Source organism: Streptomyces naganishii JCM 4654 (assembly GCF_014650575.1).
In the GTDB taxonomy this organism is placed as follows: domain Bacteria; phylum Actinomycetota; class Actinomycetes; order Streptomycetales; family Streptomycetaceae; genus Streptomyces; species Streptomyces naganishii.
The window spans coordinates 89621-104468 of sequence record NZ_BMVF01000001.1; the positions used below are offsets into that span (position 1 = coordinate 89621).

General features: G+C 71.8%; 13 protein-coding genes. 8 read left to right on the forward strand and 5 right to left on the reverse strand.

Translation table 11 applies throughout. The annotated features are described in order from the left end of the window. Positions 1-17: 17 nt before the first annotated feature. Positions 18-845, reverse strand: a complete 828-nt coding sequence (locus IE217_RS00430) for an ABC transporter permease (RefSeq protein WP_190175628.1) — start codon at positions 843-845, stop codon at positions 18-20. After that, positions 842-1867, reverse strand: a complete 1026-nt coding sequence (locus IE217_RS00435; protein WP_190175629.1) for an ATP-binding cassette domain-containing protein — start codon at positions 1865-1867, stop codon at positions 842-844. Before IE217_RS00435 ends, IE217_RS00430 begins: the two co-directional genes overlap by 4 nt. On the opposite strand from IE217_RS00435, the gene IE217_RS00440 reads away from it, so the two are divergent. After that, positions 1866-2027 carry a hypothetical protein gene (locus IE217_RS00440; RefSeq protein WP_190175630.1) on the forward strand — a complete coding sequence of 54 codons (162 nt, stop codon included), beginning with the start codon at positions 1866-1868 and terminating at the stop codon, positions 2025-2027. The genes IE217_RS00435 and IE217_RS00440 overlap by 2 nt on opposite strands. Positions 2028-2174: 147 nt before the next feature. On the opposite strand, the gene panB is transcribed toward IE217_RS00440, so the two are convergent. Further along, the gene (gene panB, locus IE217_RS00445) at positions 2175-3041 is read right to left on the reverse strand and encodes a 3-methyl-2-oxobutanoate hydroxymethyltransferase (RefSeq protein WP_190175631.1); all 867 of its coding nucleotides are present in this window, start codon (positions 3039-3041) and stop codon (positions 2175-2177) included. A gap of 223 nt (positions 3042-3264) precedes the next feature. Here panB and IE217_RS00450 point away from each other — a divergent pair, with 223 nt between their 5' ends. The 6 genes from IE217_RS00450 to IE217_RS00475 all read left to right on the forward strand — a co-directional run bounded on the left by IE217_RS00450 (position 3265) and on the right by IE217_RS00475 (position 9474). Continuing rightward, positions 3265-4854: an MFS transporter gene (locus IE217_RS00450; protein WP_190175632.1), complete on the forward strand. Its 1590-nt coding sequence runs from the start codon at positions 3265-3267 to the stop codon at positions 4852-4854. A 76-nt stretch (positions 4855-4930) separates the two neighbouring features. Further along, positions 4931-5569, forward strand: coding sequence for a TetR/AcrR family transcriptional regulator (locus IE217_RS00455; RefSeq protein WP_190175633.1), 639 nt, complete (start codon positions 4931-4933; stop codon positions 5567-5569). Positions 5570-5766: 197 nt separating this feature from the next. Further along, a complete protein-coding gene (locus IE217_RS00460) occupies positions 5767-6816 on the forward strand; it encodes an endonuclease/exonuclease/phosphatase family protein (RefSeq protein ID WP_190175634.1) in 1050 nt (349 codons plus the stop codon). A 9-nt stretch (positions 6817-6825) separates the two neighbouring features. Next, on the forward strand, positions 6826-7506 hold the full coding sequence (locus tag IE217_RS00465; RefSeq protein WP_190175635.1) for a class I SAM-dependent methyltransferase: 681 nt from the start codon (positions 6826-6828) through the stop codon (positions 7504-7506). A 214-nt stretch (positions 7507-7720) separates the two neighbouring features. Continuing rightward, positions 7721-8686 carry an ATP-grasp domain-containing protein gene (locus IE217_RS00470; RefSeq protein WP_190175636.1) on the forward strand — a complete coding sequence of 322 codons (966 nt, stop codon included), beginning with the start codon at positions 7721-7723 and terminating at the stop codon, positions 8684-8686. Continuing rightward, positions 8683-9474 carry an ATP-grasp domain-containing protein gene (locus IE217_RS00475; RefSeq protein WP_190175637.1) on the forward strand — a complete coding sequence of 264 codons (792 nt, stop codon included), beginning with the start codon at positions 8683-8685 and terminating at the stop codon, positions 9472-9474. Before IE217_RS00470 ends, IE217_RS00475 begins: the two co-directional genes overlap by 4 nt. 26 nt (positions 9475-9500) lie before the next feature. Here the strand turns inward: IE217_RS00475 and IE217_RS00480 are convergent, their stop codons facing one another. Further along, positions 9501-11558 carry an NAD(+) synthase gene (locus IE217_RS00480; protein WP_229864958.1) on the reverse strand — a complete coding sequence of 686 codons (2058 nt, stop codon included), beginning with the start codon at positions 11556-11558 and terminating at the stop codon, positions 9501-9503. Between the two features lie 205 nt (positions 11559-11763). Between IE217_RS00480 and IE217_RS00485 the strand changes: the two genes are divergently transcribed. Then, complete coding sequence (locus tag IE217_RS00485) at positions 11764-12645, forward strand: alpha/beta hydrolase (RefSeq protein ID WP_190175638.1); 882 nt, start codon at positions 11764-11766, stop codon at positions 12643-12645. A gap of 69 nt (positions 12646-12714) precedes the next feature. Here the strand turns inward: IE217_RS00485 and IE217_RS00490 are convergent, their stop codons facing one another. Next, entirely contained in the window at positions 12715-14652 is a 1938-nt protein-coding gene (locus tag IE217_RS00490) for a S53 family peptidase (RefSeq protein ID WP_190175639.1), read from the reverse strand. Between the last annotated feature and the right edge of the window lie 196 nt (positions 14653-14848).

Genomic DNA, 14848 nt, shown 5'->3' on the forward strand with positions numbered 1-14848 from the left:
GCACTCCTGGGTGAACGTCAGCTCTTCGTACGGAACTTGTGGATGGCGACCGGCGCCATCACCGCCGTGATCGCGGCCGACCAGGCGAGCGTCACCCACAGGTCGTGCGCGACCGGGCCGCCCACCATCAGTCCGCGGGCCGAGTCGGCGAGCGTGGACAGCGGGTTGTAGTCGGTGAACGACTGCAGCCAGCCCGGCATCGACTTGGTCGGCGCGAAGATCGACGAGCCGAACTGCAGCGGGAACAGCACCAGGAACCCCATCGCCTGCACGGACTGGGCGTTCTTGAGCACCACGCCGAGGGTCAGGAACACCCACATGATCGACGAGGCGAAGGCCGCGGACAGGGCCACGGTGGCCAGCAGCCCGCCCCAGTGGCTGATGTGGAAGCCGACCAGCACGGCGACCACCATCAGCACCGCCGTCGCGAACAGCATCCGCGCCAGCTCCACCGCGATCTTGGCGAACAGCACCGAGCCGCGCCCGATCGGCAGGGACCGGAAGCGGTCCATGACCCCGCTGTTGAAGTCCTGGCTGAAGCCGGTGCCGACGCCCTGCGACAGCGTCATGCTCATCATCGCGATCATGCCGGGGATGACGTACTGCACATAGCGGTCCTGACCACCGCCCAGGGCCAGCCCGATCGAGCCGCCGAAGACGTACACGAACAGCAGCGTGAAGACGACCGGCATCAGCAGCGCGTCGAACATGGACTCGGGGTCCTGGCGGATCCACAGCAGGTTGCGGCGGATCAGCGCGCCCGTGTGGCGCAGGTGGCCGCGCAGCGGGATCCGGGCGTCGGCCTTCACGCCGGCGGTGGGGACGGTGGCGGTGGCGGCGCTCATACGGCGACCTCCTCGCGGGACTCGGCGGGACGGGCTTCCTGCGGGGCACTGGCGCGGTGGCCGGTGAGGGACAGGAAGACCTCGTCCAGGCTGGGCAGTTCGGTGGTGATGGAGGCGATGGTGATGCCGCGCGCGGTGACCGCGCCGACCACCGCGGTCAGCTGCTCGTCGCTCAGGACCGGCACCAGCAGGGAGCCGGTCTCGGCGTCCACGGTGGTGGAGGCGAGCCCGGTGATGCCCAGTTCGTCGAGCATCCCGGCGAGCGGGCTCAGCTCCCGGGCGTCGGCCGGCCGCACCCGCAGGGTCCGCCCGCCGACCTTCGCCTTCAGCTCCTCGATGCGGCCGCCGGCGATGACCTTGCCGCGGTCGACCACGGTCAGCTCCGAGGCGAGCTGCTCGGCCTCCTCCATGTACTGGGTGGTCAGCAGGACGGTCACGCCGTCCCCGACCATCGCCTGGACCTCGTCCCACACCTCGTTGCGGGTGCGCGGGTCGAGTCCGGTGGTGGGCTCGTCCAGGAAGAGCACCGTGGGGCGCCCGATCATCGAGGCGGCCAGGTCGAGACGGCGCCGCATGCCGCCCGAGTACGTGCTCGCCGGGCGCCGGGCCGCGTCGGTGAGCGAGAACCGCTCGAGCAGCTCGTCGGCGCGGGCGCGGGCGTCCTTGCGGGACAGGTCCAGCAGCCGCCCGATCATGTACAGGTTCTCCCAGCCGGGCAGCTTCTCGTCGACCGAGGCGTACTGGCCGGTGAGGCCGATGACCCGGCGCAGCTGCCGGGGCTGGCGCACGACGTCGTAGCCGGCGACGGTGGCGTGCCCCGAGTCCGGGGCCAGCAGGGTGGACAGGATGCGTACGAGGGTGGTCTTGCCGGCGCCGTTCGGTCCGAGCACGCCCATCACGGTGCCCTCGCGCACATCGAGGTCCACGCCGTCCAGCGCCCTGGTCTCGCCGTAGTGCTTGACCAGCCCCCGTACGGTCACGGCGTTGCGTCCGCCGTCAGGGTTGTTGTCGTTTCGCGTCATGGGGAAGACGGTCGCACCCCCCACCGACAAACCACCGACAGTCCACCGACAAGGCCACCGACAAACCACCGACACCGACAAGGCCACCGACACCGACAAGGCCGCCGACACTGACAAGGCCGCCGACAACACGGCGACGACCACCGCGACCACCAATTGAGGAACCACGACGGCGCCCAACCCCCTCCGCGAGAGCGGCGCCGGCTCAGGCGCAAAAAAAGGGCAGCCCGCCGACGGGGGATGATCGGCGGGCTGCCCGTGGTACCGCTGTGGCTACAAGGGCCGGCGAGACCGGCGAACGGGTGACCTAGTGGACCGAGTGCTCCTCGAGCGGGAAGGTCCCGCCGACGACGTCCTCGGCGAAGGCCCTGGCCGCGTCGCCCATGACCGTGCGCAGGTCGGCGTACTTCTTGACGAACTTCGGCACCCGCCCGCCGGTCAGCCCCATCATGTCGGTCCACACCAGGACCTGGGCGTCCGTCTCGGGGCCCGCGCCGATGCCTACGGTCGGGATGTGCAGCACGCGCGTCACCTCGGCGGCCAGCTCGGCCGGCACCAGCTCCAGGACCACCGCGAACGCGCCCGCGTCCTGCACGGCCTTGGCGTCCCGCAGCAGCTGCGCGGCCGCCTCCTCGCCGCGGCCCTGGACGCGGTAGCCCATGGCGTTGACGGACTGCGGGGTCAGGCCGATGTGGGCCATGACGGGGATGCCGGACTCCACCAGCAGGCGGATCTGCTCGTGCGAGCGCTCGCCGCCCTCCAGCTTCACCGCGCCGACGCCCGCCTCCTTCACCAGCCGGGTCGCCGAGCGCAGCGCCTGCACCGGGCCCTCCTGGTACGAACCGAAGGGGAGGTCGCCGACGATCAGGGCGCGCTTGGTGCCGCGCACCACCGCGGCGGACAGCACGGTCATCTCGTCGAGGGTGACGGGCACGGTGGTGTCGTACCCGAGGTGGCAGTTGCCCGCGGAGTCTCCGACGAGCATCACCGGGATGCCGGCCTCGTCGAAGACGGAGGCGGTCATCGCGTCGTAGGCGGTGAGCATGGGCCACTTCTCGCCGCGTTCCTTGGCGAGGGCGATGTCACGGACGGTGATCCGGCGCGTGCCCTTGCCCCCGTACAGCGCCTTGCTGCCGTCGGAGGGCGTCGTCTGGGCAGCCGAAAGCTGCGTCATTCCCAACAGCTCCTTCTGTCATCTCGAGGCGCCCTGACGGCGTCCCCGGACTCGGCTCCATGGTGGCACCTCGTGCCGTCCGCTGCCAGGGGGCCCGTACGGGGGTGTGCTCAAGATCTCGGCGGGTCCCGCCGGAGCGAAGCGGCTCCGGGCACGTAAGATCTGAGTAAAGGATTTCCGATACGAGACGGTCTCGTATCGGAAGTGGCATAGGCTTCCGGACATGACTACACCTGCCGCATCCGCCCACCGGATTCCGGAAGCGGTGCACCGCCGCCGCTGGGCGATCCTCGGCGTCCTGATGCTGAGCCTGCTGATAGTGGTGCTCGACAACTCGATCCTGAACGTCGCCATCAAGACCATCTCGACGCCGGCCCCCACCGGCCTCGGCGCCACGCAGAGCGAGCTCGAGTGGGCGATCAACGCCTACACCCTCGTCTTCGCCGGTCTGCTGTTCACCGCCGGCCTCATCGGCGACCGGCTGGGCCGCAAGAAGGTCCTGCTCGGCGGACTGGTGATCTTCGGCGCCGGTTCCGCGCTGGCCGCCGAGTCCGGCTCGCCGGCCCAGTTGATCGCCTTCCGCGCCCTGATGGCCCTCGGCGCCGCCTTCGTCATGCCGGCCACCCTCGCCGTGCTGATGAACGTCTTCGAGCGCGAGGAGCAGCCCAAGGCCATCGGCATCTGGGCCGGCGGCGTCGGCCTCGCCATCGCCATCGGCCCGATCACCGGCGGCCTGCTGCTCGACCACTTCTGGTGGGGCTCGGTCTTCCTGATCAACGTGCCGATCGTGATCATCGCGCTGGCGCTGATGGTGTGGCTGGTTCCCGACTCCCGCGACCCGAGGCCGGGACGCGTCGACCCGCTCGGCGTGGTGCTGTCCGTCGTCGGCCTGGTCCTGCTGGTCTACGGCATCATCAAGGGCGGCGAGCTCGCCGACTTCACCAACGGGACCGTGCTCGCGACCATCGCGGCCGGCGTGGTCGTCCTCGCCGCCTTCGTGATCTTCGAGAAGCGCAGCGACCACCCGTCCCTGGACGTCTCGTACTTCAAGAACAAGGTCTTCTCGGCCGCCATGAGCGCCATCGCGCTGGTGTTCTTCGCCCTGATGGGTGTCACGTTCTTCTCGGTCTTCTACACCCAGAGCGTGCGCGGCTACTCGCCGCTGGAGTCCGGTCTGCTGATGCTGCCGCTCGCCGCCGCGCAGATGATCTTCGCGCCCCGCGCCCGGCTGGTCGTCGACCGCTTCGGCAACAAGGCCACCACCACCGCGGGCCTGCTGGTCATCGCCGCCACGCTGGCCTCCTTCGCCGCCTTCGAGGCGGACACCCCCATCTGGATCCTGGAGGTCATCTTCTTCCTGATGGGCGCCGGCATGGCCCACATCATGACGCCGACCAGTGTCGTGATCATGCAGGCCCTGCCCCGCGAGAAGGCCGGCTCGGCCTCCGCGCTCAGCAACACCTTCCGCCAGGTCGGCGGCGCGCTGGGCATCGCCGTCCTCGGCTCGGTGCTCTCCACCGCCTACCGCAACGGCATCGAGGGCAAGCTCGGCCTGCTGCCGCCGGGCCTGCGCGGCACGGCCGGCGAGTCCATCGAGGCCACCCTCGGCGTCGCCGCCAAGCTCGGCCCGCGCGGCCAGGCGCTGGTCGGCCCCGCCAACGACTCCTTCCTGCACGCCATGCACGTCACCGCCCTGTGGGGGACCGGGGTCGCCCTGGTCGGCGCGGTCGTGGTGGCCGTCTTCCTGCCGGGCAAGGCGCCCGCGTCCGAAAAGGGCAAGGAGGAGCCGGAGCTTGTAGCGGCGGTCGAGTAGCCACCGGCAAGGTGTGGTCAACGGGGGCGGAGCAGCAGGGGGGACAATCTCCCTGTACGACGAAAGGACGTCCCAAGTGAGCCTTGCCGACAGTGAGCGCCGGGCCGCTCCCGAGGCCCAGGCCCCCGCCCGGGGCCGCCCGCGGAGCGAAGCGGTGGAACGCGCCATCGTCGAGGGCGTGATGAAGCTGCTGGAGGAAGGCGTACCGCTCGCCGAACTCTCCATAGAGCGCATCGCCCGCACCGCGGGCGTCGGCAAGGCCACCATCTACCGCCGCTGGAGCGGCAAGGAGGAACTGTTCGTCGACGTCGTGCGGGCCGCCGAGCCCGCCGACCCCGAACTGCCCGGCACCTCCATGCGCGACGACCTCGTCGCCCTGCTGGAACAACTGCGCAGGCGCGGCCTGGTCAGCCGCTCCTCCGCGATCCTGCACAACGTCTACGCCCAGATGAAGTCGAGCCCCAAGCTCTGGTGCGCCTACGACGCCACCGTCGTCGAGCCGCGGCGCAGGCTCCAGATCGAGATCCTGCGCCGCGGGCAGCGCAACGGCGAACTGCGCACCGACATCGACGTCCAGGTGCTCAACGACATCTTTGTGGGCCCCATGCTCGTGCGCAGCGTCATGCGCCGGGACGCCGACCTGCCCGAGGGCCTGGCCGAGCAGATCGTGGACGCGGTGCTCGACGGACTACGCCCAGTCAGCTCCTCCTCGTAGGGCTCGGATCGCCCCGCCGTAATGTGCGCGTTCCGTCACAGACCATGATCCAGGCGGCGCAACCGGAACCCGGCGTGCCGACGCTTTCGTCCTCCTGCGAGTACGGCCGTCATGGACGGCGGGGACGGAGCCGATCATCCCCTAGGGTCGTGAACCAGGGGGCGAACGGTGTGCACGGCAGGCAGTGAGGCGACGGTATGGCGCAGCAGGCTTACACGACGGAGACGGACGGCGGCGGCTCGGGGTCCGGGCGGCCAGGATCCCGGCTTCGGCGCCTGCTGAACCGCTTCCTGTCCGGCTGGCGCGGCGACCCGCGGATCTGGCGCCGGGGCGTGCTGCTCGCCGCGGTCGCGGTCGTCCTGGCCCTGGTGATGGCGCTGCACTCGCGCATCCCCAACCGGGTCGGCAACCTCGGCAGTCTCACCGAGACCTTCCTGCCCTGGCTCGGCCTGCTCATCCCGCTGCTGCTCGTGGGGGCGCTGGTGCGCAGGTCGGCGACCGCGCTGATCGCGGTGGTGCTGCCCGCGATCGTCTGGCTGAACCTCTTCGGCGGTCTGCTCACCGACAAGACGGCCGGCGGCGGCGACCTGATGGTGGCCACGCACAACGTCAACGCCGACAACCCCGACCCCTCCGGCACCGCCCGCGAGGTGGCCGCCGCCGGCGCCGATGTGCTGGCCCTCGAGGAGCTGAAGGCCTCCGCCGTCCCGGTCTACGAGAGCGCGCTCGCGTCGGCGTACAAGTACCACTCGGTGCAGGGCACGGTCGGGCTGTGGAGCAAGTACCCGCTCGCCGACGTGCATTCGGTCGACATCCGGCTGGGCTGGACCCGGGCGATGCGCGCCACCGTGAGCACACCCGAGGGCCCGGTCGCGGTCTACGTCGCCCACATGCCCTCGGTGCGGGTGAAGATGAACGCCGGGTTCACCGCCGCGCAGCGCGACCAGAGCGCCGACGCGCTCGGCGAGGCGATCGCCGCCGAGCGGCAGCCCCGGGTGATCCTGCTCGGTGACCTCAACGGCACCATGAACGACCGCTCGCTCAACGCCGTGACCTCCCAGATGCGTTCCACCCAGGGCGCGGTGGGCAGCGGCTTCGGGTTCAGCTGGCCGGCGTCCTTCCCGATGGCCCGCATCGACCAGATCATGGTCAAGGGCGTAGAACCGGTCAGCTCCTGGACCCTGCCCAGCACCGGCAGCGACCACCTTCCGGTCGCGGCCCGTGTGAACGTCGGTTCCACGTCGTAGCGTTGGCCGATGCGCTCACACTCTGTCGACCGGCCGGCCGACCTCGACGTGGTCCGCGAGTCCTACGACCGCGTGGCCGACACATACGCCCACATGGTGGCGACCACGGGAATGGGCGACATCCGCCGCCACCCCTGGCTCACGGCGTCGATGGACGCCTTCGCCGACTCCGTGCGCGGCCTCGGCCCCGTCCTCGACGTCGGCTGCGGCCCCGGTACGGTCACCGCCTACCTCGCCGAACGCGGCCTGGACGTCTCCGGGGTGGATCTCTCGCCCCGCATGATCGAGAACGCCCGCCGCCTCCACCCCGAGTGCCGCTTCAGCGTCGCCTCGGCCACGGAACTCGACCTCGAGGAGGCGTCGCTCGGCGGCATCCTCGGCTGGTGGTCCCTGTTCAACCTCCCGCGCGACATCCTCCCGCAGGTACTCGCCATGTTCGCCCGCGCGTTGAAGCCCGGCGGCCACTTCCTCACCGGCACTCACGTGGGCGACGAGGACAAGGTCCGCACCGAGGCCTACGGAGGTGTCCCGGTCCGCTGGACCACCCACAAATGGCGCCCGGAACGGTACCTGGCCCTGATCGAACAGGCGGGCCTGATCCCGATGGCCGAACTCCGCCTCCCGGCCAACGAGTTCAGCGGCCCCACGGTGGTCGTCCACGCCAAGCGCCCCGACGCCCCCGCCAGCTGACGAATCCTGTAAGGCCGTCCGGCACGCCGGTGACGCGTACGGTCACCGGCGTGCCCCCGCCGTCCCGTCCCGCGCGACGGCTTCCGCGGCATGACGCTGCTCCGAAGCCGACTGCGTGGCCCCCCGATCATGACATCCTGTGACGCCACACGAGATGACGGAATGCCGGACGACAGGCGGCAAGGCGGCCGCCCGGCAGTGACGGGGACGAACGATGAAGCTCTGCTTTCTGGTGGAGGAGCAGTACCGCCGAGACGGCATGCCGGTCGAGGTGATCCACCAACTCACCGCATGGGGACACCACGTCGACGTGGTACGTCCGGGTGGCTCCCTGCTGCGCCTGACGGAGGCCGTACGGACGAGCGCCCATGACGCATGGGTGCTCAAGACCGTCTCCGGCGGCCCGGGCCTCACCTCGCTCGAAGCGGCGGCCTGGGCCGGCCTGACGACGATCAACGACGTCCGGGCGATACGCGGCGTGCGGGACAAGGCCCTGGCCGCCGTCATCGGCCTCAGCCGCGGGCTGCCCCTGCCCGCGACCTACGCGGCCGCCGTGCCCGAACTGCTGCTGGAGATACCCGAGTCGGAGTACCCGCTCGTGGTCAAGCCGGCTGACGGCAGTTCCGGCCGGGCCGTGCACCTGGTGTCCTCCCCGGGCCGGCTCACCGAGATGCTTCCCGAACTGGCCGGACAGGGCATGCTGATCGCCCAGCCGTACGTGCCCAACTCCGGTGTCGACATCAAGGTGTACAGCGTGGGCGGCGAGCTGTACGCCACTGAGCGCCGTTCCCCGCTCCACCCGGACCACGCCGTACGGGAGCGCCACGTGCCGCTGTCGCCCGAGATCGCCGAGATCGCCGCCCGGGTCGGCGTGGTCTACGGCCTCGACCTCTACGGGGTCGACGTGGTGCTGGGACCGGACGGTCCCGTGGTCGTGGACGTGAACGACTTCCCCAGCTTCCGCCAGGTCCCCGACGCGCCGAAACGGCTCGCAAGAGCCGTCCTCGCCCTGGCGGCCGGCGCGGGCGGCGCGACCACGGCGACCACCGCCGCGACCGCGGCCACGGCGACCATCACCCCGACTCCGACCCCGGTTCCGGCCCAGGCCACGGCGACCTCCACCGCGCAGCCGCTGCTCGGCGCCGTTCCGGTCCCCATGACGGCAGGCCGGAAGGCATGAGAGTCGCCCTGATCACCTCCGAGCCCGGCCACCCGCTCCTGAGCCGCACCGCGGCCCTGCTCGCGCCCGGCCACCCGGTGGACGTGCTGGACCCGCGGACGCCGCCGCCCGTCCCCGAACCGCTCGCCGGCGTCTACCTGCTGAAGGCACGCACGCCCCAGGCCCTCGCACTCGCCAGGAACCTGGAGCGACGTGGCGCCCGCGTGATCAACTCGGCCGCCGCGACCGCGCTGTGCCAGGACCGCACGGCCATGGCCGCACTGGCCCTGGACGCCGGCCTGCCCTTCGCGGCCACGCGCACGTCCACCACCTTGGCAGAGCTGGCGTCCGGGCCGGCGCTGTCCGGACCGGTGGTGGTCAAGAGCCGCCACAGCCGGCGGCACGACGTGGTGGCTCGCGTCGACAGCGCCGCACACCTGCGGGACCTGGCCGCCGCCCACCCGGACGAGCCGGTCGTGGTGCAGGACTTCGCCCCCAGCGACGGGTGGGACCACAAGCTCTGGGCGGTCGGCGACCGGCTGTTCGCCGGCCTGCGCCGCTCCGAGCTCTCCCCGGAGGGACGCGGCGCCACCCGAACGCTTCCCCTCGACGACCTGCCGCCCGGATGGCCGGACCTGGTGCACCGCGTCGGAAAGGTCTTCTCCCTCGACGTCTACGGCGTGGACGTCGTCGACCTGGGCCACGGTGACCCACTGATCGTGGACATCAACGCCTTCCCCGGCATCCGGGACCAGCCGGGCGCGCCCGAGGCGCTGGCAGCGCTGATCTCACGGGAGTCGAGGACGTGATGTCCGGCTCCGGCAGGCGGTGAGCCTCACGCCTCCGGCGGGTCGAAGCGGGCCAGGTCCCGCAGCCACGCGCGCGCGTTGCCGTCGGACGGGGCCCGCCAGTCGCCGCGCGGGGAGAGGGAGCCGCCGGCCGAGACCTTCGGGCCGTTGGGCATCGCGGAGCGCTTGAACTGGGCGAAGGCGAAGAAGCGGCGGCAGAAGACCTCCAGCCAGTGCCGGATCTCGGGCAGGTCGTAGGCGACCCGCTTGGCCTGGGGGAAGTTCGGCGGCCAGTCGCCGGACTCCGGGTCGTGCCAGGCGTGCCAGGCCAGGAAGGCGATCTTGGAGGGACGGAAGCCGTAGCGCAGCACGTGGAACAGCGTGAAGTCGTGCAGCGCGTACGGGCCGATCTTCGACTCGGTCGACTGCATCTCCTCGCCGGGCACCAGCTCGGGGCTGATCTCGGTGTCGAGGATCGCGGCGAGCGTCCGGCCGGTCTCCTCGTCGAACTGGCCGCTGGTGATGACCCAGCGGATGAGGTGCTGGATCAGCGTCTTCGGCACCCCGCCGTTGACGTTGTAGTGGCTCATCTGGTCGCCCACGCCGTACGTGGACCAGCCGAGCGCCAGCTCGGAGAGGTCGCCGGTGCCGAGCACGATGCCGCCGCGCTGGTTGGCCAGCCGGAAGAGGTAGTCCGTGCGCAGACCCGCCTGCACGTTCTCGAAGGTGACGTCGTACACCGGCTCGCCGGACGCGAAGGGGTGGCCCATCTCCTCCAGCATCAGCCGCGCGGTGGGCGTGATGTCCAGCTCGGCCGCGGTGACGCCGAGCGAGTTCATCAGCTTGTGGGCGTTGTCCTTGGTGTGGTCGCTGGTGGCGAAGCCGGGCAGGGTCCAGGCGAGGATGTCGCTGCGGGGGCGGCCCGCGCGGTCCATGGCGCGGGCGGCGACGATCAGCGCGTGCGTGGAGTCCAGGCCGCCGGAGACCCCGATGACCACCTTCGGGCCGCCGATCGCCGCGAGGCGCTGCTGGAGGCCCGCGACCTGGATGTTGTACGCCTCGTAGCAGTCCTGGGCGAGCCGGTCGGCGTCGGCGGGGACGAACGGGAAGCGCTCCAGGCGGCGGCGCAGGCCGAGGTCGGTGGCCGGCGGGGCGAGTTCGAAGGAGACCGTACGGAAGTCGCCCGTACGCGCCCGGTGCGTACGGCGGTTGTCGTCGAAGGTGCCCATGCGCTGGCGTTCCTGGCGCAGGAGGTCCAGGTCGACGTCGGCCACGGCGCGGGAGTCGCCGAGGGGGAAGCGCTCGGTCTCGGCGAGCAGTACGCCGTTCTCGTGGACCATGGCCTGGCCGTCCCAGGACAGGTCGGTGGTCGACTCGCCGAGGCCGGCGGCGGCGTAGACGTAGGCGGCCAGGCAGCGGGAGGACGCCGAGCGGCACAGCAGCTTGCGGTCCTCGGCGCGGCCGACCGTGATCGGGCTGCCGGAGAGGTTGGCGAGGACGGTCGCGCCGGCGAGGGCCGCCTCGGCGCTGGGCGGCACCGGCACCCACATGTCCTCGCAGATCTCGGCGTGCAGCACGAGGCCGGGGACGTCGTCCGCGGCGAACAGCAGGTCCACGCCGAAGGGCACGGACCGGCCGAGCCCGCCGCCGAGGCGGATCGATCCGCCGCGCTCGTCGGCGCCGTCGCCGATCTGGCGGCGCTCGTAGAACTCGCGGTAGTTCGGCGGGTACGACTTGGGTACGACGCCGAGGACGCGGCCGCGGTGCACGACGACCGCGCAGTTGTAGACCCGGTTGCGGTGGCGCAGCGGGGCGCCGACGACCAGGACCGGGAGCAGGTCCGCCGACCCGGCGACCACCCGCGCCAGCGCCTCCTCCACCTGGTCGAGCAGCGCGTCCTGGAGCAGCAGGTCCTCGATGGAGTAGCCGCACAGGCCCAGCTCCGGGAAGACGGCGACGGCGACCCCCTCCCCGTGGCACTCGCGCGCTTGGCGCAGGACCGCTTCGGCGTTGGCGGGCGGGTCGGCGATGACGGTGTGACCCGTGCACGCGGCGACCCGCGCGAAGCCGTGCTGATAGATCGACCAGAAGTTCAATTCAGGCACGGGCCCAGTGTAATCGTCAGGTCGACGCGATACCTGGAGCGGGGGGCGCACCCGTCCGCGAGGGTGCGCGAACGGCCCCGCGAGGGTGCGCGGACGGCCCCGCGCGGTTGCCCGGACCGCCCCGCGCGGTTACCCGGAGGGTCCCGCGCGGGCGCCCGCCGGGGCAGGCGGACATGATGCCGTCAGGGCAGCAGGGGAGGCAGGTATGACCTTCGTCGGGATCGGGGGCGTCGTGCATCACGTCGTCGTCGACGGCAGTGGGCCGCCGTGTGTGCTCAGTCCGGGGCTCGGGATGTGCTGGTTCGACTGGGATCCCGTGGTGCCGCTGCTCGCCCCGCACCGCACCGTCGTGCGGTTCGACCGGCCGGGGCTCGGGCTCAGCGCGCGCACGCGCGCGTGGCCGACGCTGGCGGGGGAGGCCCGGCGCATCGCCGCCGTCCTCGACGTGCTCGGGCTGGACGGACCCGCCACCGTCGTCGGGCACTCGCTCGCGGGGTTCCACGCGGAGGCCTTCGCCCGGCTGTTCCCCGCGCGGGCCGCCGGGCTCGTACTGGTCGACTCCAGCGTCGAGGAGGAACCGCGCCCCCGCCGGGCCCGCGCGGCCCGCGACACCGCCGCACGCGCGTGCGCCGCGCTGGCCGGCGCGGCCGGGCTGCCCCGCGTGGCCGGCCCCGCGCTGCGGCGCGCCGCGGTCCGGGCGGGCCGGGCCGGGGGCGGCGAGGCGGTGCCGTACGACCTCGTGCGGCGCGTGTACTCGACCAGCCGCTGGCTGCACGCGGCCGTCGCCGAGAACACCACCTACACCGACCAGGCCGTCGCCCTGGCCGCCCTGCGGGCGCAGCGCCCTCTGCCCCCGGGCCTGCCCGTCACCGTCCTCGCCGCCGACGACCCGCGCCGGCCCGCGCACCGGCGCGAGCACTGGCTGGCCCGCCAGCGGGCCCTGGCCACCGACCTCGGCGGCACCTTCCGCGCCAGCGGCCCGGCCGGCCACCTGCTCATGTTCGACCGGCCGGAGGACGTGGCCGGCGCGGTGCTCGGCGTCCGCACGCCCTCGCCCCGCCCCGCGTCCCGCCGGAATCCGCCCTGAGACGCGCGAGCGCCCGCCCTCCCGGAGGAGAGGCGGGCGCACGCGGTCAGGCCGTAAGGCCCTCAGGCGTCAGTGGCGACGGTACGAGTCGATGTAGCCGGGCGCGGGCGAGCCCACGCCGGTGACGTCGTCGTAGCCCTTGACCGCCGTGAGCGAGGAGTCCTTGCCGAGGCTGCGGACCGACACGCTCAGGCCACCGGTGGCGTCGTAGCCGTTGACGAAGTCCACGCGGGCGACCGCGAGGTCCTTGCCGGTGGGCTGGTCCACCACGTCGTGGTACAGCTTCGAGCCGTACTTGGCGTAGATGGTCGGGTTGGCGAACCCGATCGCCTTGCCGCCGCGGGCCTCCTGGGCGAGGGCCTGGACGGCCGCGATCACCGGCGCGGCGAGCGAGGTGCCGCCGATGCGGTACTCGCTGTAGCGCTGCGTCCCGTCCGGGAAGGTCTGCGTCTGGCCGACCTTGAAACCGGTGTTCGGGTCGGCGATCGCCGCGATGTCCGGGACGACGCGGTTGCCGGCGGCGTTGTTGGCCGTGGCCAGCGCCTTGGGCACCACGTTCTTCTGGTAGTACGGCTGCGGCACGGTCTTGCTGGTGCCGCCGCCCGCACCCGAGGTGTACGCGCCCGGGAACCCGGTCCAGCTCTTGCCGTCGGCGGACAGCGTGGCCTTCTCGGTGCCCCAGCCGGTCTCCCACAGGTACGTGTCGTTCTTCCCGACGGCCAGCGAGGTACCGCCGACCGCGGTCACCCACGCCGAGTTGGCCGGGGTGTCGACCTGCTTCGTACCGGTGTGGGCGACCTCGTCGCCGTTGTCACCGGAGGAGAAGTAGAAGCCGATGCCCTGCACCGCGCCGAACTGGAACACCTGGTCGTAGGCGGCCGCGAGGTCCGGCGTCTGGCTGGCCTCGATGTCGCCCCAGGAGTTGGAGACGATGTCGGCGAGGTGGTTGTCGACGACCTTGCTGAGCGAGTCGAGCAGGTCGTCGTCGTAGCAGGACGCGGCGCCCACGTACGTGACGTCGGCGGCCGGCGCGACCGCGTGCACGGCCTCGACGTCGAGGGTCTCCTCGCCGTACCAGCCGGCGGCCCCGCACTCCTGGGTCTTGGTGTAGTTCTTCGGCAGCGCCTGGTGCAGCTGACCGGTCTTCCACGCCGCGTCACCGTGCTTGCTCGCGTAGGTGCCGGCGTCGAAGGCGATGGTCGGCGAGGCGTACGCGTCGGTGATCGCGATGCGCACACCCTTGCCGGTGTACTTGCCCGCGCCGTAAGCGGCGCGCAGCTGCTTGCCCGTGTAGCCCTCGACCGCGTACGGGATCTTCGAGCCGTACGCGCTGGGCAGCGTGCTCGCGACGTTCGAGCCGTAGTACGAGGAGAACGGCCCGGAGTTCCTGAACACGGCGTCCGGGGGCGGCAGCTGGTCCTTGTGGTTCGCCTTGTGCGGGGCGTTGTCCAGGCCGGTGACGGTCAGGACGGCGCCCTTGAGGGCCGCCGGGACCGACGCCGACTGGGCCGGCGCGCGGTAGGTCTTGGAGCCCTTGGCGAAGTTGTGCAGCTGGGTGCCGAACGCCTTCTCGGCGGCGGCGACGTCACCGGAGACGGCGATGTAGTGCGGGGTCACCGAAGTGACCTTCAGGCCCGCCGACTTCAGCCACGACTTGACGGCGGCCACCTGGGCCTTGGTCGCACCGAAGCGCTGCTGCGCCTGCTTGGCGCTCAGGTACTTGCCGTACGCGGGCGAGGACGGGTCGGCGACCGCCTTGGCGTACGCGGCGAGACCGGCGGAGTCGCCGGCCAGGTAGACCCGGGCGTTGACCGGGGCGCTGTTCGGGGTCGCGCCCTTGTCCGCCTTGGCCGTCGCCCACACGGGCTTGGTGCCCGCGAGCGCGTTGCGGCCCGGGTTGTCCGCGGCGTGCGCCGCGGGTATGCCGAGCGCCAGCGCACCGGCGAGCATCGGCAGTGTCGCCGCCATGCTCATACCGGCGCGCGCGATGGCGCGGTTGGATCTCATAGAACCCCCTGCGATGCGGTTCCGTACGGAACGCAATGAGTGGTTGGTCCTCGCGTCATCCGCGTGGAGCCGCGGCGGTTTGGCCCAACAATGGATCACACGATCGAGGGCCACTCTTCCCGATGAACCGTTCATGCCAGGGGAATGGGTAAGCCAAGAGACACCCAAGGAACCGTCAGGAGTGGAGAGTTACGGC

Bases quoted from the DNA above. Each gene is read 5' to 3' on its own strand.
- IE217_RS00490 (WP_190175639.1), bottom strand. From the start codon at position 14,652: ATGAGATCCAACCGCGCCATCGCGCGCGCCGGTATGAGCATGGCGGCG.
- IE217_RS00470 (WP_190175636.1), top strand. From the start codon at position 7,721: ATGAAGCTCTGCTTTCTGGTGGAGGAGCAGTACCGCCGAGACGGCATG.
- panB (WP_190175631.1), bottom strand. From the start codon at position 3,041: ATGACGCAGCTTTCGGCTGCCCAGACGACGCCCTCCGACGGCAGCAAG.
- IE217_RS00435 (WP_190175629.1), bottom strand. From the start codon at position 1,867: ATGACGCGAAACGACAACAACCCTGACGGCGGACGCAACGCCGTGACC.
- IE217_RS00460 (WP_190175634.1), top strand. From the start codon at position 5,767: ATGGCGCAGCAGGCTTACACGACGGAGACGGACGGCGGCGGCTCGGGG.
- IE217_RS00450 (WP_190175632.1), top strand. From the start codon at position 3,265: ATGACTACACCTGCCGCATCCGCCCACCGGATTCCGGAAGCGGTGCAC.
- IE217_RS00440 (WP_190175630.1), top strand. From the start codon at position 1,866: ATGGGGAAGACGGTCGCACCCCCCACCGACAAACCACCGACAGTCCAC.
- IE217_RS00465 (WP_190175635.1), top strand. From the start codon at position 6,826: ATGCGCTCACACTCTGTCGACCGGCCGGCCGACCTCGACGTGGTCCGC.
- IE217_RS00430 (WP_190175628.1), bottom strand. From the start codon at position 845: ATGAGCGCCGCCACCGCCACCGTCCCCACCGCCGGCGTGAAGGCCGAC.
- IE217_RS00475 (WP_190175637.1), top strand. From the start codon at position 8,683: ATGAGAGTCGCCCTGATCACCTCCGAGCCCGGCCACCCGCTCCTGAGC.
- IE217_RS00485 (WP_190175638.1), top strand. From the start codon at position 11,764: ATGACCTTCGTCGGGATCGGGGGCGTCGTGCATCACGTCGTCGTCGAC.